Origin of the sequence: Allomuricauda sp. CAU 1633, from assembly GCF_017313225.1 — a bacterium.
GTDB lineage: Bacteria > Bacteroidota > Bacteroidia > Flavobacteriales > Flavobacteriaceae > Flagellimonas.
Window position 1 is genome coordinate 469,613 of sequence record NZ_JAFLNE010000002.1, and the last position, 19,018, is coordinate 488,630.

The following is a 19,018-nucleotide window of genomic DNA, read 5'->3' on the forward strand; positions in this document are numbered from 1 at the left end:
TAAGCCAATCCTAAAGTTTGGAATATCGAATCAGATAGACGTATCGGATGGCAAGGGTCAAAAGTAAGGGAATCACCACGGGTGAAAAAATTTGGACACGGAATATCCATAAGACCAACATAAGTCCAATGAGACCTAAGGCACTATACAAATATTTGGCAGACCATTCTGGCAGTTTGACCTCAAAGGCAAAAATAAAGGCCACAACAGCATTGAGCGGAAAAGCCCACAGAATATTGAAATTGTTAGGGGTTGAGGTATGGTCGGTGGCAAACCACAGGAAAAATAGAAATATTCCAATCAATCCGGTAATGAGGAATAGTGAAAAGTCTAACCAACGGCTTCTGACCTTGTGCTTGTAATCAAAATACGTGACGATGCCCGTGAACACCAAAAGCAACATAAACCAGAACAGTGGTGAAAGTGGAAAAAAGCTTTGTCCTGTATGTTCATTATAGTCTAAAATGGTGCGTTCCCTTTTTAAAAGGGGCTTTCCATCTTTAGATGTATGGCGTATTTGAATCATCGCATAATACGGTAGAAACATGTGCTCCTGAACGGTTGCCGTTCGGTCCACTCTAGATCCAAAAGCGAGGTCTATACCAAACATGGACCAAGAATTCGTATCCATAAACTGTCTCACCAATTGTCTGAAACTATATGGCTCTTCCAAATAGGAACCATCAAAGTCGATAGTTTCGCCAAACTGTTCCTTTAAAATGGTTCCCGTAATACTGGAGCAATTATTCAGCAAAGGGTCGTACAAATAATCCCGGTTTTGCGGTAGGTAATTTTCCTCAAAAAAAGCGAGCATCTGGTTTCTTTCTTCCAGAGTTAAGTCAAAAATCTGTTCTTTCACCCATCTTTTTTCCAGTTCATACTCAAAAAGAAAATTGTCAAAGCTTCTTCGCGAAAGGGAGTAAATCATTCGTCCTTTAACAAAATTGAGGTAGAAATTAGGCTGATTGAAATCAAAGGTCCCATAGTTGTAGACCACATCAATGCCCAATTCGGGATCCTGAACCCGGAACGCACTGTGGCCAAAGGCATAGTACAGTTCATCCCCAGCAGCACAGGTAAGTAAGCTTATTTGGGATTTCTCAGAGAGTTGGGGGGTCTGGGAAAATGATCGGAACCCAACTCCGAGTAACACTAAAAAAAAGAAAAGCTGTTGTTTCATTTTTATTGTTGTCCCGCAAATATCAGAATAAATACGACTCAGCCGAAGATCAAAATCCAACAGTTTGTTTTTTACTGTATTTTTACGGAAACCGAACCGTATGAAGTCCTATATTCCCAATTTGCTAACCCTGCTGAATGTTTTTAGTGGTTGTGTGGCCACTGTTTTTGCCGTGCTCAACCATTTGGAATTGGCGGCGCTCTTTGTTTTTATCGGTATATTTTTTGACTTTTTTGATGGATTGGCGGCACGCGCACTCAAGGTTCAGAGTGAAGTTGGGGTGCAGTTGGATTCTCTGGCCGATGTGATCACTAGTGGATTGGTGCCGGGCATTGTCATGTTTCAATTGTTGAATATCGCCGAGCGGGGTGGATGGAACCTTGGTTTTTTTGGGCATGATGATGATATGACCGTGATGCCTTTTTTTGGGTTTGCCATTACGTTGGCCTCTGCCTATCGATTGGCTAAATTTAATGTGGATGAGAACCAAGTTTCTTCATTTAAAGGGTTGCCCACGCCTGCCAATGCCTTGTTGATTCTTTCCTTACCCCTGATTTTGTTGTACCACAACAACGAGGTGCTCAGCGGCATTATTCTCAACCAATGGTTTTTACTGGGGTTGACCGTGGTCAGTGCTTATTTGTTGAACTCACCCATAGAACTCTTTGCCCTAAAATTCAAAAATTGGAGTTTTAAGGACAATGGGGTAAAGTATTTGTTCTTGATTGGAAGTTTGGTGATGCTGTTGACCCTGAAATTTTTGGCCATACCGCTGATTATTGTCTTCTATATCCTAGCATCAATTTTGATACCTAAAAAAGATGGAAAGTAAAATTCCTAGAATATATTCATCAAAGGTGGACTTGTGGCTACTTGCATTTATACTCTTGGTCTGTGGAGGTGGAATAGTTTATTCAATTGGGCAGGCCCATTGGGTTAGTGTTGCCATTCAGGTAGGGATTCTACTTATTATTGTTCTTTTTTTGGATTCCTTTTCCTATGAAATCAAGGAAAAAATTGTGTTGGTAAAATCCTTTTCTTGGATTGTGAAAGAAATACCCATTGAATCGATTACCGAGATAATAGAAACCAATAACCCAGTCGCATCACCAGCCGCATCTCTAGATCGGCTGGAAATAGTTTATGGCAAATACAAGAGCATTATTATCTCCCCAGAGGACAAAACGGGTTTTATTGATCATCTAAAATCAATTTCCCCAACGATAACTGTAAAAATGAGGGAGCGGAACAAATGACTGTTTAAAAATCCAATTTCTTTTTACGAAGCTCGAAGTTTTGCCCCAGATACACTTTACGGACCATTTCGTCCACGGCCAGTTCCTCTGGAACGCCAGCTTTTAGAATTCCACCTTCAAACATCAAATAGGAACGTTCGGTAATGGCCAAGGTTTCCTGTACGTTGTGATCGGTAATTAGAATACCAATGTTTTTGTTCTTCAATTGGGCCACAATTCGCTGAATGTCTTCCACGGCAACCGGGTCAACCCCGGCAAAAGGCTCATCCAACAAAATAAACTTTGGATCCGTGGCAAGGGCGCGGGCAATTTCGGTTCGGCGTCGCTCCCCACCCGATAATAAATCTCCCCGGTTCTTGCGAATATGCCCAAGACCAAATTCATCAATGAGCGATTCCATTTTCATGTGCTGCTCTTTCTTGCTCAAATTGGTCAGTTGTAGAACGCTAAGGATGTTTTTTTCAATACTCAACTTGCGAAAAACAGAGGCTTCTTGTGCCAAATACCCGATTCCGTTTTGGGCTCTTTTGTACATGGGGAAAGAGGTAATATCCATCTTATCTAGATAGATGTTCCCTCCATTGGGCTTGATCAGCCCCACAATCATGTAGAATGAAGTGGTTTTTCCGGCTCCGTTTGGACCCAAAAGCCCTACAATTTCCCCTTGGTTTACCTCGAGCGATATGCCCTTTACAACCTTTCGACCCCGGTAGGCCTTCATGATATTTTCTGCGCGTAGCTTCATAGGAATTCGCCAAAACTAAACATATTCTCCTTCAAGAAAAGGGTCTTTGGCATTTTTTTAAGCTTCGTTTTCCTCTAAGGCTTCCCAAAATTCGTAAGCCCTGCGTAGATGGGGAACCACAATTGTACCACCCACCAAAGTAGCGATGCCCAAGGTTTCCATGACTTCCTCTTTATTGGCGCCTGCTTTTTTGGAGCTTTCCAGGTGGTATTTTACGCAATCATCGCAACGGAGCACTGCGGAGGCCACCAAACCTAAGAGCTCCTTGGTTTTTACGTCCAAAGCCCCTGCCATGTAAGCATTGGTATCTAAATTAAAGATACGTTTGATTAGCTTATTATTGTCGGCTAGGAGCTTTTCGTTCATTTTGGAACGATAGGCATTGAACTCGTCTACTTTATGATTTGGCATTTTTTCTTTCTTTTTCTTTTTTAGCTTCCCTTTTTAAAACCACTTTGGAAATGTAGATACTTATTTGATACAAAATCAAAACCGGAATGGCCACCACAATTTGACTGGTAATGTCTGGAGGTGTAATGATTGCCGATAGGATCAATACAATGACCAGTGCTATTTTCCGATACTTCTTAAGGATTTCTGGAGTTACCAATCCCACTTTGGTCAAGAAGAAGATAACAATGGGTAGCTCAAACATAATTCCGCAGGCAATAACCGCCGCGCGAACAGTTCCAATGTAGGAAGCTAAGTCAATCTCATTGTTTACCACGTCACTGACTTGGTAGGTGCCCAAAAAGTTGATGGACAATGGCGCAACTACGTAGTAGCCAAATAATACCCCAAGGAAAAACAATAAGGAAGCGGTAAAGATAAATCCTCGGGAATATTTTCGTTCTTTTTCGTAAAGACCTGGACTAATGAATCGCCATATCTCCCACAAAATGTAGGGAAAACCAATGATAACACCCGCCCAGATTGAGGTCCAGATGTGCGCAGAAAACTGACCGGCCATCAATCTACTCTGAATGGTGAACGGAAGCTCATCCCCGCAAAACTCAGAATCAATACCGAAAGAGGTTGCAATGTTGCAGAAAAAGCGATAGGTGGGGAAATCCATGTTCTTGGGACCAAAGATGATTCCAAAGACAAAGTCTTTCATTACAAATGCAACGCAGGCAATGATTACGATTGCCAATGTAGACCGAATTAAATGCCACCGTAATTCCTCCAAATGGTCCAAAAAGGACATTTCATCTGGGTTTTTCTTGTCTTTTTTTGCCATTATAGGATTCCCTCGTTTATAAGGTTATGGATATGGACCACTCCTGCATAATTACCATTTTCAAAAGCCAAAAGCTGTGAAATTCCACTTTCTTGGAGCATCTTCAACGCTTTTACCGCCAAGGTGTCCACATCTACTGATTTTGGATTGGAGGTCATGATATCTTGGGCCGTTAATCCGCTAATATTGTCATATTTACTCAGCATCCTACGGATATCTCCATCGGTAACCACACCTACAACCTTTCCTTCCTTCATCACTGCGGTGACTCCTAACATCTTTTCAGAAATCTCCACAATCACCTCTTTAACGCTGGAGTTGATATCGACCTGCGGTTTTTGATTGTTCATCACAATATCCGCCACCCGCAAATATAGTTTTTTACCCAGTGACCCTCCTGGATGGTATTTGGCAAAATCAGCACTGCTAAAACCTCTCAGTTCCAAAAGGCATATAGCAAGGGCATCGCCCATGGCCATCTGGGCCGAGGTACTGGTGGTAGGGGCCAAATCATTGGGGCAAGCTTCTTTTTCAACATAGGTGCTCAATACAAAATCGGCCTGCTTGGCCAAAATGGAATCCATATTGCCAGTGATGCCTATCAATTTGTTTTTGGCGATTTTAATAAGAGGGAGCAATGCCTTAATTTCTGGAGTGTTGCCGCTTTTGGAAAGACACACCACCACATCGTTTTCCTGAATAGTGCCCAAATCCCCGTGGATGGCATCCGCAGCATGCATAAAGGAAGCCGGGGTGCCCGTGGAATTAAGGGTGGCCACAATTTTTGAGGCCACAATGGCACTTTTTCCAACACCTGAGACTACAACCCGTCCCTTGGATTCCAATATATATTGCACCGCATGGGCAAATTGGTCATCAAGTTGGTCAATCAAGTTGAAGATGGCCTTGCTTTCTGTCTCAAGGGTTCTTTGGGCGATGGATAAAATAGACTTGGCGTCGTTCAAGGTAATATTAAGATTATCTAATTGTATTCCTAAAAGAATGTGTTATATTTAAGATTACAAAACTAATCAAACTATCTTTTATGTACCATGATGGAAGATAGAATACTTCCTACTTTTGTTCGATGTGAAAAATAAAAGCGTCAACTACCTTTTGAGGTGGCTTGCAATAAATTGAAAAATGCGGAAATGAGTTTGACGGATACCGATTTACATGCTTCCCTGAAAAAATATTTTGGTTTCTCAAAGTTTAAAGGGCTCCAGGAAAAAGTAATTCAGAATATACTTGACAATAAAGATACATTTGTAATCATGCCCACCGGAGGTGGGAAATCCCTTTGCTATCAGCTCCCGGCCATTATGAAGGATGGTACGGCCATTGTGGTCTCTCCTTTGATTGCTTTGATGAAAAATCAGGTGGATGCCATTCGGGGAATCTCCGAACAGACCGGAATAGCCCACGTGCTGAACTCCTCCCTTACCAAGACCGAGATCAAACAGGTAAAGGAAGATGTCATCAATGGTGTCACAAAACTGTTGTATGTGGCGCCAGAATCCCTTACCAAAGAGGAGAATGTAGAATTTTTACGAAATGTAACCCTGTCCTTCGTGGCTGTTGATGAAGCCCACTGTATCTCGGAATGGGGGCATGATTTTAGGCCTGAGTATCGAAACCTTAAAGGAATCATCAATAGATTAGGGGATGATATTCCCATTATTGGCCTTACCGCTACCGCAACCCCAAAAGTGCAGGAGGACATCATCAAAAACTTGGGAATGACCGATGCCAAGGTATTTAAGGCGTCTTTCAATAGACCCAATTTGTTTTATGAAGTCCGACCCAAGACCCAAAATGTGGATGCGGATATTATTCGGTTTGTCAAACAGAATCAAGGTAAATCTGGCATCATTTATTGTCTGAGTAGAAAGCGTGTGGAGGAATTGGCCCAAGTACTTCAGGTTAATGGGGTTAGTGCGGTGCCGTACCATGCTGGTTTTGATGCCAAGACCCGATCTAAGTATCAAGATATGTTCTTGATGGAAGAAGTGGACGTGGTGGTGGCCACCATCGCCTTCGGAATGGGTATTGATAAACCTGATGTTCGCTTTGTCATCCATCATGATATTCCAAAAAGCATTGAAAGTTACTATCAAGAAACTGGTCGTGCTGGAAGAGATGGTGGTGAAGGACATTGTTTGGCCTTCTATGCCTATAAGGATGTTGAAAAGCTTGAAAAATTCATGTCGGGAAAACCCGTGGCCGAGCAGGAGATAGGCAATGCACTGTTGCAGGAAATTGTGGCCTATGCCGAAACTTCCATATCCAGAAGAAAATTCATTCTCCATTATTTTGGAGAGGAATTTGACGCCGTCAATGGTGAAGGTGCCGATATGGATGATAACTCCAGAAATCCAAAACCCAAAGAGGAGGCAATGGATGAGGTGGTGAAACTCCTGAGCGTGGTCCGCGATACCAATGAAAAGTTCAAGACCAAAGAAATTGTTCGGATTTTGGTAGGAAAGACCAATGCCATGATTTCGTCCCATAAAACTGATGAAAAGGATTTTTTTGGTAGTGGCGCAGAGAAGGATAAATTGTATTGGATGGCCTTGACCAGACAAGTCTTGGTGGCCGGATTGCTGAAAAAGGAGATTGAACGCTACGGTATTCTACATTTGACCAAGGCTGGTGAGGAATTCCTCAAAAAACCGGAATCTTTCCAAATGACGAAAGATCATGAATATTCTGAGGAAAGTAACGACAATGTGGTGACTGCTGGTAAGTCTGGAGGGGCTGTGGCCGATGAAAATTTGCTCAAATTACTTAAAGACCTACGGAAAAGGGAGGCCACAAAGTTGGAAGTTCCCCCTTTTGTAGTGTTTCAAGACCCTTCTTTGGAGGATATGTCCCTTAAATATCCCATTACCATGGATGAGCTTCTGAACATTCAGGGGGTAGGGGAAGGGAAGGCCAAAAAATATGGCAAGCCCTTTGTTAGTCTTATTGCTCAATATGTGGATGAAAATGATATCATCCGTCCAGATGATCTTGTGGTAAAAAGTACTGGGGCCAATTCAGCTTTAAAACTGTACGTAATCCAAAGCGTGGACAGAAAACTGCCTTTGGATGACATAGCCTCGGCAAAGGGATTGGAACTGCCAGAACTCATCAAAGAAATGGAGCAGATTGTATTCAGTGGTACAAAACTGAACATTGGGTATTGGATCGATGAAATCCTGGATGAAGACCAGCAAGAAGAAATTCACGATTATTTCCTGGAAGCGGATACCGATTCCATTTCAGATGCTGTTGAAGAGTTTGAGGGCGATTACGAGGATGAAGAACTGAGGCTCTACCGCCTAAAATTCATTAGTGAAGTGGCCAACTAAGGAGCCAAATACGCAAACGGGTACATCTTTAGATTCCGGAGGAGCATGAAAACGAGTACTATGATCAATACGATAATGGGTGCGAATCTATAATTGAGGAGACTTCTTGTTTTTAGAACCCCAACCTTCACGAGTCCATGTTGCATCAACACAAACAAAGCAGGTAGCAAAAGCATATTATGACTTATGGCATCGCCAATGCGTAAGTGAAGCAAATCGTGTATGGCCCTTTGGCTTCCACAACCCGAACAATAGATACCCAAGTATTGATAAGATGGGCATTTTGGAAAAAATAATCCCTTTTCAGGATTGAAAGAAAAGTAAAGGAGTATTGCCATTACTGACAATACTCCCATTCCTATGATCCATACTGATTTTTTAATAATTGCCTGCATTGGCCAAACTTCCAAAAATTGCCAAGCCGAAGAAAATAAAATAGACAACCCATATCAGTGCTGCTGCACCTACACCGATCAATCCCCACATTTTCGCATTCTTTGATGCGGTTTGTGCTGCTTCATACTCCCCTCGTGCATAGTGCTCATTTACTTTGGATGCATAAATAATACTTGCAATTCCGGTTGCTATACAGCAAAAAATAGTACTTAAAATGGCCAAAACCATATAATTGTTCGGCTTTGGTGGCATGTTTTGGTTGTTTTCCATTGGTTATTGTGATTATTGGTGTTGTTTTTAAACTAAATTCAATTTCCTCTCAGTTTTTGCAAAGTTTTCCTTCCCGGCCGCAACTTGATTGGACCGCCAAGCAAGAGATTAACACAGAAATGAATCAATTATTGTCCAAATAAATCTTCAAGTGCTTCACGCAACGCTTCTGGGTCTTGCATGGTATCCCATCCAAATGTGGTATAGATCCAAACAATATATGCTACAAAAATAAGATTGAGGACTATTCCAATAATGGCCAATATTCTGCCGGTCTTCACATTTTGTACACCTTCATACATTTCTGGGTTTGTAGCATATAGTTTTAGGGCCTGATTAGCCAAAATTAATGCGATTACACCAAAAATAAGCCCAAGGATACCATAACAGCAGCAGGTTACAATGGAAACAATGCCAAAGATTAGGATTAGTGTTGCATTAGGGAGTTTTTGTTTTTCCATAATTTATTTTTTTGGTTAAAAAAGGATGTTCATTTTTATCAAGTAGCTTATCAATATAGCTCCAGCCGTTGTAAGCATTAAGATTAACTTTATCTGGTCTGCAAATTTGAATTTTATAAATAGGGTGGAGATTAAAAAGACTAATAATACCATTAGCGGGTAAATGGCAGGATACATCTTAAAAGCTCCCAAAAAATCACCCTGAAAAAGCAATTGTACCGAACGTTGCATACCACAACCGGGACATTCCACCCCAAACAATTTCTTGTTGAGACAGGGTAGCATATAATCCTTTAGACTGATTAAAAAAATGGTTGGTTGTAGGTACATCATCACCGTAACTGTCAAGAAAAATACTATTATTTTTGCTTATGGGATTAACTTTTCAAGATTTTTTTAGTGAAGATTTATGAGTGGGATAACTATTGGAGATAAGGTTGAAGTATTGGATGAAGCCATTTCAGGAAGGGTGGAATCCATTGATGGAAACATGGTCACCTTGATTACCCCTGACGGTTTTCCCATGAAATACCCCATTAAAGAGTTGGTAAAGGTGGAAAAGGGCATAAAAGTCTCCAGTTTTGAAGTAGCCCAGATTAAAAAGGAAAAAGAGCAGCCGAAAAGAAGGCAAACCCCAACCGTAAAGCCCAAGGAGCGAAATGCTCCTAAAATGGAGGTGGATCTCCATATTCACCAATTGGTGAAATCAAGTAAGGGGCTCAGTAATTTTGATATCCTCAACCTTCAGTTGGAAACCGCCAAACGTCAACTCGATTTCGCCATGAAAAAACGTATCCAGAAAGTGGTTTTTATTCATGGGGTAGGGGAAGGAATTCTTAAGGAAGAACTGCACTACCTCTTCAAGAAATACGACAATCTAAAATATTATGATGCCGAATACCAAAAATATGGGTTGGGTGCCACAGAGGTCTATATTTATCAGAATGGCTAGTGGGGTTATTCCGGAACGGCCGTACTAACTTCACCAAACTCACTAATGGTAAGGTCGGTGATTCGTTCGTCGGTATCAGTTACAAAAGATACGCCACTCAAGCGTATGGTGTGCACAAACTCCGTATTGTCTTCGTTGGCGGTGGTTTCAATTATTACAGTACCATCTTCGGCTTCAATTTCCTCCACAACTATTGGTTCTGTAGCGGGGATATCGTCGCAAAAATAAGTTTTGGTGACACCGTCAGAAAAGATACGATAGGTAACTTGAGATTGACTGGGAATAGTACTTTCCGTAGTTATGGTTTCTCCAATAACACCTTTGTTCAATACACCACTTTGGAGCTCCAAAATCAAAGCCTCATCATCATTTATTTTGAACATGATGTTCTTGGTGTTTCGTATTGGTGCCGTACAATACTGAAGGGCGACACTATCAAAATCTATGGTCTCAATCTGTAGATCACCATCACTACAAGAAAGGAGCATCCCTGCGCAGAGGGTCAAAAAGAAATATTTTCCCATGTGCCAAATTTAAAGCAAATCCATTTTAATACCCCAATCCTACCGAATACTTTAAAAGAAATTAACTTTATTTCCCGTATTTTTGAACCCTCAAAAATCTACTGCAGCCCATGCAAAAAGTGTATTTGGATAATGCGGCAACTACCCAAGTAAGGGATGAGGTCATTGCAAAAATGCAAGAGGCCTTGGCCGTGTATTACGGAAACCCATCGTCTACCCACAGCTTTGGAAGATCGGCAAAGACCGCTGTTGAAAAAGCTAGAAAAACTATAGCCAAAACTTTGAATGCACAACCCTCGGAAATTATTTTCACTTCTGGGGGAACGGAAGCAGATAATATGATTTTACGTTGTGCGGTCCGTGACTTGGGGGTAAAGACGCTAATTACATCCAAAATTGAGCACCATGCGGTGCTCCATACTGCGGAAGAATTAGAAAAGGAATATGGCATTTCCGTAAAGTATGTCGATTTGGATGAAAATGGAAATCCCAAATTGGACCACTTGGAAGCCTTGTTGACCCAGGATGATTCCAAAAAGTTGGTCAGTTTAATGCATGTCAACAACGAGATTGGGAACATCAGTGATATTAATGCCATTGGAAAATTGTGCCAGGAGCATGATGCACTTTTCCATTCCGATACGGTACAGTCCATTGGCCACTACCCTTGGGATGTGCAAACCGTTCCCATTGATTTTATGACAGCAGCGGCGCATAAATTTCATGGGCCAAAAGGCATCGGCTTTGCATTTATTCGTAAAAATTCTGGATTAAAGCCTTTAATTTTTGGTGGGTCGCAAGAACGTGGCCATAGAGCGGGTACAGAGGCCTTTCATAACATAGTGGGATTGGAAGAGGCTTTTGTGAAGGCGTATGAGCATTTGGATGAAGAAACCAAAACCGTGAAAGAACTAAAGCAATATTTTATTGATAAGGTAAAACAAGAAATTCCCGATGCTGTTTTTAACGGTCTTTCGGAGGATTTGGAAAAAAGCACCTATACTTTGGTGAATGTGCGCCTGCCCTTTGATAAACAAAAAGGACTAATGCTCTTGTTCCATTTGGATATGAAAGGTATTGCCTGTTCCAAAGGAAGTGCTTGTCAATCTGGAAGTAACCTAGGCTCTCATGTGCTTACGGAAATCCTTTCTGATGATGAATTGGAAAAACCTTCATTGCGCTTTTCATTCTCCATGTACAACACCAAAGAAGAATTGGATTATACCGTTCAAGTGCTTAAGGAGTTCGCCGAGAGCTGATTAGTTCTTGTTCTTTCGTTTCTTTTCCTTGTCGTAGGGAAATTTGCGGGAAGCGGTCTTCATCATCTTGTCGATGAGTTCGGTGGTATTCTTTCCTGTTTTTTTGGAGATTTGGTTTTCGAATTTCCAAAGTAATTTTCCAGTTTCCCCATCGCTGATTTTTACTCCGATTCGCCCATAATTGGCATCGCCACTAAAATAATCGAGCAGGTTAAAATCTGTGGGAACCCCTTCTGAAAGAAGAATATTCAAGTTGAGGTTTCCGCTGATAATGCCATCCACATCAAGAATCTTGCATAGCTCTTGGGTTGTGTGAATGTCAATATTCTCATAATCTATACCATTTTGGACCAGAATGGCATTGGTGTTATTGATGTTCTGAAAGTCTACGTTGAATTTTTTTCGCTTCTTCCGCTTGGAAAAATAGGTCTCCAGAGCATTTTGTACGGCATACCCTTCCCTTTGGGCCAATACCTTCAACTCATCACGATCCACAACCTCTTTCAGTTCCAGATGGGCAATAAAGGGCATAATGGCCAATACATCATGTTCTTCGGTAAGTTCGTCAAACTTTCTGTTCTCATAAATGTTTTTCTGGGCCGATGCCAAGGCAACGGTTAAAAACACAATCATGGAAACGATTTTTCTCATCGGTATCATTTAAAAGCGTGCTCCAAATTTTAGATTCAGAATACGGCCTGTTAAATAGTTGGGCACAGCAAACTGTCTTTGGGTATCCACATCCCTGACCCATGTATTGGTAATGGAATTTTGGTTGTTGAACATATTAAAAATCTCAAAACCTACACTAAATTCCTTGAACTTGTGGAGCCAATGCCCTTTGGGGTGTTTGTTTTTTTCGTCTGCAAAAATATGGGAAATTCCCATATCGGCCCTTCTATAATCTCTTAATCTATTCTGAAAATTATAAGGATCGGCATAATTAGGACTCCCACCTGGGACCCCAGTGTTGTAAACAAGGTTAAGATATAGTTTTACATTGGGGATACTGGGAACGTAATCCTGAAACAACACTGCAAATTTAAAACGTTGGTCCGTAGGCCTTGAAATGTAGCCACGGTCATCCCAATTTTCTTCGGTTTTCAGATAGCCCAAACTTACCCATGACTGCGTACCGGGAACAAAGGCTCCGGTAAGTCTAAAATCGAAGCCGAGAGCATAAGCTGTGGCATTATTTTGGGCAGCATATCGAATACGAACATCTTCGACGGTATATGGATTAACATTCGTTAGATCTTTGTAGTATGCTTCACTGATAAGGGTAAAAGGCCTGTTCCATAGGATAAAACTGTATTCGCTTCCCAATACATAGTGGATGGATTTTTGCGCTTCCACATTGGGGTTGATGTTGCCATCGCTATCGCGAAGTTCCCTGTAAAAAGGAGGTTGTTGGTAGCTTCCAACAGCCAATCTGAACAGCATATCCTTTTCCCAGTTAGGTTTAATAGAGAACTGCCCCCTTGGGCTCAACAGCGTTTGCGCATTTTTCTCAAATCCATCACCCTTTAACACCCAATGCTGGGCCCTCATTCCCAAGTTAAAATACACATCATGTTCACCCCATTGGGCATGCTTTGCATATTGTACAAAGCCCGAGAGTCGGTTTGTTTGTGTTTTATTGATGGCTTGGACGCTTTCGTAAGGAAGAATATCCCCTGTGAAGGGTTCCTCTGGTTGATTATTCACTAATTCCGAATTGGGTGGCCGAATGATGTATCCTGCAGAATCGATAAATTCCGATTCTCTGATTCGGTCATTGATGTCCTCATGCACAAATTTTACGCTCCATTCCAAGGTTTTTCCCTGTTTGGAAACCTTGCCTCGGTGTGAAAGATTAAAAATCAAAGCGTCCAGTTGGTTTCTGGCCCGGTTAAATTGGGAGCCTATACCCTGTGGGTTGACTACTTCCCCAAGGGTTTCACTGCCAAGATTGGTATCCACATCGCCTAATTCATAGGATGCAATCACATCAGAGAATTCCTCTTCTTGGGTATGATAGGTTGAAGTGATAAATTCAAGTTTTGTATGGTCGTTGGGAAATAGATCAGCTTTTAAGGCGCCCAGCGCATTGGTATATTTATTTTTCTCCCTTCCTTGATAATAGACGAGCAAAGCTCTTGGGTCATTCAATGTTCCAAAATTGGTCTGTCTGGTCAAGGGTTCGTTTTTGTAATCATTTATGGAAAATGTCTGTAAAAAATTAAGATGGAACTTTTCGGAAAATCGATACGTGAGGTGGCTCTGGATATCCAAAAATCTTGGATTAAAATTGCCCTGTGTTTCGAGACTGTTCAAGAATAGTCCATTATTCCGGTAACGCACACCGGAGATGCTGGTGAATTTCTTGTTCTTGGATAGGGTTTCCAAACTCCCACTGACACCGAGCAAACTCCCATCTACCCGTAATTCGAATGAGGTCGGGGCCTTGTAGGTAATATCCAAAACCGAGGATAGTTTGTCCCCATATTTAGCTTGAAACCCTCCGGGGGAAAATTGTAAATCGGAAATTAAGTCACTGTTCACAAAACTCAGTCCTTCTTGTTGAGCCGAACGTATCAAAAAAGATCGGTATACCTCAATGCCGTTCACATACACCAGATTTTCATCAAAATTGCCACCGCGCACGTTGTATTGGGTACTCAATTCATTGTTGAAAGACACACCTGGCAACAACTTTAATATATTTTCCACTCCAGCATTGACTCCGGGAATTTTTCGAACTATTTCTGGTGGAATTGTGGTAATCCCTTCCACACTTTTTGTTCCAGTGGCGGAAACATCGACACCAGCTATTTGTATGGCATCCACTTTCATTACAGGATTGAACTCAAAGGTCTCGTTGGTTGTTAGGATAAGATTTTGCAAGACTACATTTCCATGACCAATATGGGAAAAGGTCACGGTATTTGGAATATCGGCAATTAGTTCAAGAACATAATAACCATTTTCATCGGAAACCGTACCGGTATCCCCAGAACCAATGTTGACATTGGAAATGGGTTCGTTGTTTTCATCCAAAACTGTTCCCAATATAGTGGAGGTCTGCCCTTGGAGAACAGTGGCCCAAAGCATCAAGAAGAATAATGTTATGGGCTTTGGTGGGATCAATAGGTTATTTTCTGAAAAAGGTACTGATAAAAGTACTGCTGTTGCCTACATTATCCGTAACGGTGACTTTGAGTTCGCATTGTGTTTCGTTCACTATTTTGTCATCAAAATTATAGGTTATGGTATTGGTCTTGGGCTCGTATTCCATAAGAATCCATTCCCCGTTCAAGGTAGCCCTGTAGGTGTCAATGCCACTTAAATCGTCCGATATTTCCAAGCTGAGATAGCTGTAGTTGCTCAACCATTGCTTTTCTTTGAAGTTCTTCGGGGAAATAGTGGGGGCAACACTGTCCCGGACCAAAGTATAGGTCCCAAGGTCACGTGTACGGGTGGTAAAAGAACCGTCCCGTTTGTAGGTTGTGGTGTAGGAAGGTCTCAAATCTTTATCCAATCGGGCAATAAACAGTTGTTTTCTTTCTGATAGTGGATATTGGGAAGGATCAAAGCTAATCGTAAAGTTTCGGTGTGCCGCTACACTGTTATCGTGAATGGTAACAGTGTCCTTACCTTTTTTTAGGTTGATGTAAAAATCTTGGTAAAAGGTATTGGCAGGAAAATAAACCTTGGCAACACCCAGATCAAAATTATTGGGCTTGCTGGCAAGGATGAAATTTTCGGTGATTTCATCACCCTTTTTGATTTTTGGTATTTCCCTTTTCCCTTCTACGGGAATCACCAGTTTGGTCTCATTTCCTTCAATATCGGAAATGAGAATTTCAACAGAGTAGGAGAGACCTTCTTCAATGTCAACTTTTCCATTATTGTAAAGGGTTTTGTATATGCCGAGGTAATTATAGGGTTCCTTAAAACATTTTTGGATACGCTGTCTGAATTTGCCAAAATGTTCATAATCAATCAAGGTGTTGATGTAACGGGTCTCCCCAAAGGAAAAGGTTTCAAAATCGTATTCCGAGTAGACCCTTCCGTTCACGGTTTGTTTTACAGCATACACTCCATTTTGATTGGCAGCCATGTCCAAGCGGTCAAAACTGTTGATGCCAAACCCAATAGTGCCAATGGCGGTTACTTTATCGGCCAAAAAAGTGCCATCTGGTTGACGGGTAAAATTGAGTTGTATCTTTTGGGCACTCTGGTTTATCAGGGCGCCATCAGATAAAGGATATCCATAGAGCCCAAGTAACGTAGGATTTGTAGCATCTCTAACATCATAACCATAAAGCAGGGGATTGGTAGGTTTTTCGGTTACGCTGCTGCGAATCTCAAAATGAAGATGGGGCCCGGCAGAGCTGCCTGAATTTCCAGAATAGGCAAGGATACTGCCCTTGGTAACCTTTAGTTCACCATAATCTGGAAAGGCTTCAACTTCATAAGATTGTTTGGCATATTGCATTTTTTTGATGTACTCTTCTATTTCTGGGCCAAATTTTCTGAGATGGGCATATACGGAAGTATATCCGTTGGGATGCGCCACATAAAGTGCCTTACCATAACCCCAATGTGAAATTTTAATACGCGTCACGGTTCCATCCGCAATGGCATAAACGGGCAAACCTTCCCGTTGTTGGGTCTTGATGTCCATCCCCGAATGAAAATGATTAGATCGAAGCTCTCCGAAAGTACCGGCAAGCACCAATGGAATATCCAATGGAGGTTGAAAAACACCTTTAGGATATTTTTCTTGCGCGGTTAGGGCTACAGCCAATAAAAAAAGAACTCCGAAAGTATTAAGGCGCATATTGTTTTTATTATTACTTACGAAAGTAACCAATGTTTTCTTTTGTAAAAAGGGATTTAAGATAGCTTATTGGACTTAAACCAATACTTCAAGAATATATCCAAAAACTATTGCGAGGTTACCCAAGGATGGTTAACTTTGTGTCATACGCATTGATGTTTGCAATTATGGGCGAACTAGTTGAGATTGTTGATTCTTTGGAGAACAAGGTTAGCAAACTGCTGCACAAAATGGAATTGATGCATCAGGCCAATGCCAAGTTGAAAGAGGAATTGAGCCTCGCCAAAGAAGAGAACAAAATACAACAGAACGCTGTTTTGGAATGGGAAGAAAAGTACAATTCCTTAAAAATGGCAAGCTCAATGCTGGGTGGTAATACTAGCAAAACAGAAGCTAAGCTCAAAATAAATACATTGATCCGCGAATTGGATATTTGCATAGCCAAACTCGCGGATTAGTTTGAACTGAAATTATGGATGAGAAGCTCAAAATAAAGCTTTCCATAGCCGATAGGGTGTATCCTTTAACGATAGACCCCAAGCAAGAGGAAGGATTGCGAAAAGCGGCCAAGAACATTGAAAATTTGGCCAAAAAGTTTGAGCAAAACTATGCGGTGAGGGACAAACAGGACGTTTTGGCCATGTGTGCCCTTCAGTTCGCCTCAAAAATAGAGCAAAGTGGAATAGACCGTACGGAAAGTACCGAAGCAGCGTTTGAACGCCTTAAGGCGTTGGACGATTTGGTGCATTCCAAGCTCGGCGAATAAGTTCTTTTAAATAAAATATTGTTACTGCCCACATTGGTAATTATTTTTTGACAAACTCAACACTATAACATTTAAAAAGGGTGAGTTTAGGTTGTAAAAGCAGGCCCTACCTGTATAGGGATCCTTGAGCAGCTTGTTAGCCCTAAACCTGTAATTAGGAGTTTGTACAAAACTTCCACCAATGTGGGCTTTTTTTATATAACCAAATAGAATTCAACATGGATAATATCATATTTGTTGCCGTAGCAGCTGTTGTTGGATTGGCGATAGGATTTGCAATTGCCAAGATGATGGAGAAGGGAAAAGCGACCAAAACCATTGCAAATGCCAAGAAAGAAGCAGCGAGTATCGTAAATGAAGCAAAGAAGGAAGGGGAGAACATTAAAAAAGACAAGATATTCCAAGCCAAGGAAAAATTCTTGGAACTGAAAGCGGAACATGAAAAGGTCATCAACAACAAGGATAAAAAAATTGGTGAGGCCGAAAAACGGACCCGGGATAAAGAATCCCAGATAAGTAGTGAACTGGCCAAAAACAAAAAACTGAATGATCAGTTGGAACAGCAGATCAAGGAAATTGATTATAAGAGTGAAATCCTTGACAAGAAACAATCCGAAGTAGAAAAACTACATAAAAGCCAAGTTCAGCAGTTGGAAGTTATTTCTGGACTGTCTGCGGAAGATGCCAAGAGCCAATTGCTCGAATCTTTAAAGGAAACGGCAAAGTCTGATGCCATGGCCTACATGCAAACGACTTTGGAGGAAGCTAAGCTTACCGCCCAACAAGAGGCCCGTAAAATTGTAATCAATACCATTCAGCGTATCGGAACAGAAGAGGCCGTTGAAAACTGTGTGTCGGTGTTTAATTTGGAATCTGATGATGTAAAAGGACGTATCATTGGTCGTGAAGGGCGAAATATACGTGCCTTGGAATCCGCTACGGGTGTTGAAATAATTGTTGACGATACACCAGAAGCCATCATTCTTTCTTGTTTTGACTCAGTTCGAAGGGAAGTGGCCCGACTGTCGTTGCACCGATTGGTGACCGATGGGCGAATTCACCCTGCCCGTATTGAGGAAGTCGTAAAAAAGACTGAAAAACAAATCAACGAAGAAATTGCCGAAATAGGCAAGCGAACCGTCATCGATTTGGGAATCCATGGCCTACATCCTGAATTGATCAAGGCTGTGGGACGAATGAAATATCGTTCTTCTTATGGACAGAACCTATTGCAACACTCCCGTGAAGTGGCCAAACTTTGTGGAGTAATGGCTGCTGAATTGGGGCTTAATCCCAAATTGGCTAAACGAGCAGGACTTTTACATGATATTGGAAAGGTTCCAATGGCCGAAGTGGAGGTAGAAACCCCCCACGCTATTTTAGGGATGCAATGGGCCCAAAAATATGGAGAGAAGAAGGAAGTTTGCAATGCTATTGGTGCCCACCACGATGAAATTGAAATGACCACTTTGATTTCGCCCATTGTTCAGGTATGTGATGCCATCAGTGGAGCCCGACCAGGCGCAAGAAGACAGGTTTTGGACTCCTACATTCAACGATTGAAGGATTTGGAGGATATCGCCTTTGGATTCAATGGGGTGCAAAAGGCCTATGCCATTCAGGCAGGTAGGGAGCTTCGTGTGATTGTGGAAAGTGAAAAAGTGAGCGACGACAAAGCCGCTGAACTTTCCTTTGAGATTTCACAAAAAATACAAACGGACATGACTTATCCTGGTCAGGTAAAAGTTACCGTTATTCGCGAAACTCGATCTGTAAACGTGGCGAAATAGG

The 19,018-nt window shown here is 41.6% G+C and carries 21 protein-coding genes and 1 other RNA gene; 9 read left to right on the forward strand and 13 right to left on the reverse strand.

Annotation, left to right across the window (positions count from 1 at the left end; translation table 11 throughout):
* Positions 1 to 10: 10 nt before the first annotated feature.
* On the reverse strand, positions 11 to 1,180 hold the full coding sequence (locus J0X14_RS07090) for a DUF4105 domain-containing protein (RefSeq protein WP_207097071.1): 1,170 nt from the start codon (positions 1,178 to 1,180) through the stop codon (positions 11 to 13).
* Positions 1,181 to 1,280: 100 nt separating this feature from the next.
* On the opposite strand from J0X14_RS07090, the gene J0X14_RS07095 reads away from it, so the two are divergent.
* Entirely contained in the window at positions 1,281 to 2,012 is a 732-nt protein-coding gene (locus J0X14_RS07095; RefSeq protein ID WP_207097072.1) for a CDP-alcohol phosphatidyltransferase family protein, read from the forward strand.
* Positions 2,002 to 2,436, forward strand: a complete 435-nt coding sequence (locus tag J0X14_RS07100; RefSeq protein WP_207097073.1) for a PH domain-containing protein — start codon at positions 2,002 to 2,004, stop codon at positions 2,434 to 2,436. The genes J0X14_RS07095 and J0X14_RS07100 overlap by 11 nt, the downstream gene beginning before the upstream one ends.
* A 4-nt stretch (positions 2,437 to 2,440) precedes the next feature.
* Here the strand turns inward: J0X14_RS07100 and lptB are convergent, their stop codons facing one another.
* The 4 genes from lptB to J0X14_RS07120 are packed head-to-tail and all read right to left on the reverse strand — an operon-like array spanning position 2,441 to position 5,386.
* Positions 2,441 to 3,181, reverse strand: coding sequence for an LPS export ABC transporter ATP-binding protein (lptB, locus tag J0X14_RS07105; RefSeq protein ID WP_207097074.1), 741 nt, complete (start codon positions 3,179 to 3,181; stop codon positions 2,441 to 2,443).
* 57 nt (positions 3,182 to 3,238) lie between these two features.
* Positions 3,239 to 3,592: a carboxymuconolactone decarboxylase family protein gene (locus tag J0X14_RS07110; RefSeq protein WP_067033472.1), complete on the reverse strand. Its 354-nt coding sequence runs from the start codon at positions 3,590 to 3,592 to the stop codon at positions 3,239 to 3,241.
* A complete protein-coding gene (gene tatC, locus J0X14_RS07115) occupies positions 3,579 to 4,421 on the reverse strand; it encodes a twin-arginine translocase subunit TatC (protein WP_207097075.1) in 843 nt (280 codons plus the stop codon). The genes J0X14_RS07110 and tatC overlap by 14 nt, the downstream gene beginning before the upstream one ends.
* A complete protein-coding gene (locus J0X14_RS07120) occupies positions 4,421 to 5,386 on the reverse strand; it encodes an SIS domain-containing protein (RefSeq protein ID WP_207097076.1) in 966 nt (321 codons plus the stop codon). Before J0X14_RS07120 ends, tatC begins: the two co-directional genes overlap by 1 nt.
* 186 nt (positions 5,387 to 5,572) lie before the next feature.
* Between J0X14_RS07120 and J0X14_RS07125 the strand changes: the two genes are divergently transcribed.
* Positions 5,573 to 7,774, forward strand: a complete 2,202-nt coding sequence (locus J0X14_RS07125; protein ID WP_207097077.1) for an ATP-dependent DNA helicase RecQ — start codon at positions 5,573 to 5,575, stop codon at positions 7,772 to 7,774.
* Here J0X14_RS07125 and J0X14_RS19235 read toward each other — a convergent pair.
* From J0X14_RS19235 to J0X14_RS07145, 4 genes are all read right to left on the reverse strand, one after another.
* On the reverse strand, positions 7,771 to 8,169 hold the full coding sequence (locus J0X14_RS19235) for a DUF2752 domain-containing protein (protein ID WP_410548700.1): 399 nt from the start codon (positions 8,167 to 8,169) through the stop codon (positions 7,771 to 7,773). The two genes, J0X14_RS07125 and J0X14_RS19235, sit on opposite strands and share 4 nt — an antisense overlap.
* Positions 8,153 to 8,440 (reverse strand): CD225/dispanin family protein, encoded by a 288-nt coding sequence (locus tag J0X14_RS07135; RefSeq protein ID WP_242527945.1) that lies wholly within the window; start codon positions 8,438 to 8,440, stop codon positions 8,153 to 8,155. The genes J0X14_RS19235 and J0X14_RS07135 overlap by 17 nt, the downstream gene beginning before the upstream one ends.
* Positions 8,441 to 8,568: 128 nt before the next feature.
* Positions 8,569 to 8,901 carry a CCC motif membrane protein gene (locus tag J0X14_RS07140; protein ID WP_207097079.1) on the reverse strand — a complete coding sequence of 111 codons (333 nt, stop codon included), beginning with the start codon at positions 8,899 to 8,901 and terminating at the stop codon, positions 8,569 to 8,571.
* 15 nt (positions 8,902 to 8,916) lie between these two features.
* Entirely contained in the window at positions 8,917 to 9,234 is a 318-nt protein-coding gene (locus J0X14_RS07145) for a DUF2752 domain-containing protein (RefSeq protein WP_317194436.1), read from the reverse strand.
* Between the two features lie 76 nt (positions 9,235 to 9,310).
* Here J0X14_RS07145 and J0X14_RS07150 point away from each other — a divergent pair, with 76 nt between their 5' ends.
* Positions 9,311 to 9,853 (forward strand): Smr/MutS family protein, encoded by a 543-nt coding sequence (locus J0X14_RS07150; protein WP_207097080.1) that lies wholly within the window; start codon positions 9,311 to 9,313, stop codon positions 9,851 to 9,853.
* Between the two features lie 5 nt (positions 9,854 to 9,858).
* On the opposite strand, the gene J0X14_RS07155 is transcribed toward J0X14_RS07150, so the two are convergent.
* On the reverse strand, positions 9,859 to 10,377 hold the full coding sequence (locus tag J0X14_RS07155) for a hypothetical protein (protein ID WP_207097081.1): 519 nt from the start codon (positions 10,375 to 10,377) through the stop codon (positions 9,859 to 9,861).
* A gap of 110 nt (positions 10,378 to 10,487) precedes the next feature.
* Between J0X14_RS07155 and J0X14_RS07160 the strand changes: the two genes are divergently transcribed.
* Positions 10,488 to 11,636, forward strand: a complete 1,149-nt coding sequence (locus tag J0X14_RS07160) for a cysteine desulfurase family protein (protein ID WP_207097082.1) — start codon at positions 10,488 to 10,490, stop codon at positions 11,634 to 11,636.
* Here the strand turns inward: J0X14_RS07160 and J0X14_RS07165 are convergent, their stop codons facing one another.
* Genes J0X14_RS07165 through J0X14_RS07175 form a run of 3 tightly spaced genes read right to left on the reverse strand, consistent with a single transcriptional unit; the run spans position 11,637 to position 16,461 of the window.
* Positions 11,637 to 12,287 (reverse strand): hypothetical protein, encoded by a 651-nt coding sequence (locus J0X14_RS07165; protein WP_207097083.1) that lies wholly within the window; start codon positions 12,285 to 12,287, stop codon positions 11,637 to 11,639.
* 9 nt (positions 12,288 to 12,296) lie between these two features.
* Positions 12,297 to 14,729: a TonB-dependent receptor gene (locus J0X14_RS07170; RefSeq protein ID WP_207097510.1), complete on the reverse strand. Its 2,433-nt coding sequence runs from the start codon at positions 14,727 to 14,729 to the stop codon at positions 12,297 to 12,299.
* Between the two features lie 40 nt (positions 14,730 to 14,769).
* Positions 14,770 to 16,461 (reverse strand): M23 family metallopeptidase, encoded by a 1,692-nt coding sequence (locus J0X14_RS07175; protein ID WP_207097084.1) that lies wholly within the window; start codon positions 16,459 to 16,461, stop codon positions 14,770 to 14,772.
* A 167-nt stretch (positions 16,462 to 16,628) separates the two neighbouring features.
* Between J0X14_RS07175 and J0X14_RS07180 the strand changes: the two genes are divergently transcribed.
* The 4 genes from J0X14_RS07180 to rny all read left to right on the forward strand — a co-directional run bounded on the left by J0X14_RS07180 (position 16,629) and on the right by rny (position 19,017).
* A complete protein-coding gene (locus J0X14_RS07180) occupies positions 16,629 to 16,919 on the forward strand; it encodes a hypothetical protein (protein WP_207097085.1) in 291 nt (96 codons plus the stop codon).
* A gap of 14 nt (positions 16,920 to 16,933) precedes the next feature.
* Entirely contained in the window at positions 16,934 to 17,227 is a 294-nt protein-coding gene (locus J0X14_RS07185) for a cell division protein ZapA (protein WP_036379142.1), read from the forward strand.
* A gap of 54 nt (positions 17,228 to 17,281) precedes the next feature.
* Positions 17,282 to 17,391: non-coding RNA, 6S RNA (ssrS, locus tag J0X14_RS07190), on the forward strand.
* A gap of 54 nt (positions 17,392 to 17,445) precedes the next feature.
* Positions 17,446 to 19,017, forward strand: a complete 1,572-nt coding sequence (rny, locus tag J0X14_RS07195; RefSeq protein WP_207097086.1) for a ribonuclease Y — start codon at positions 17,446 to 17,448, stop codon at positions 19,015 to 19,017.
* The last annotated feature ends 1 nt before the right edge of the window (position 19,018 follow it).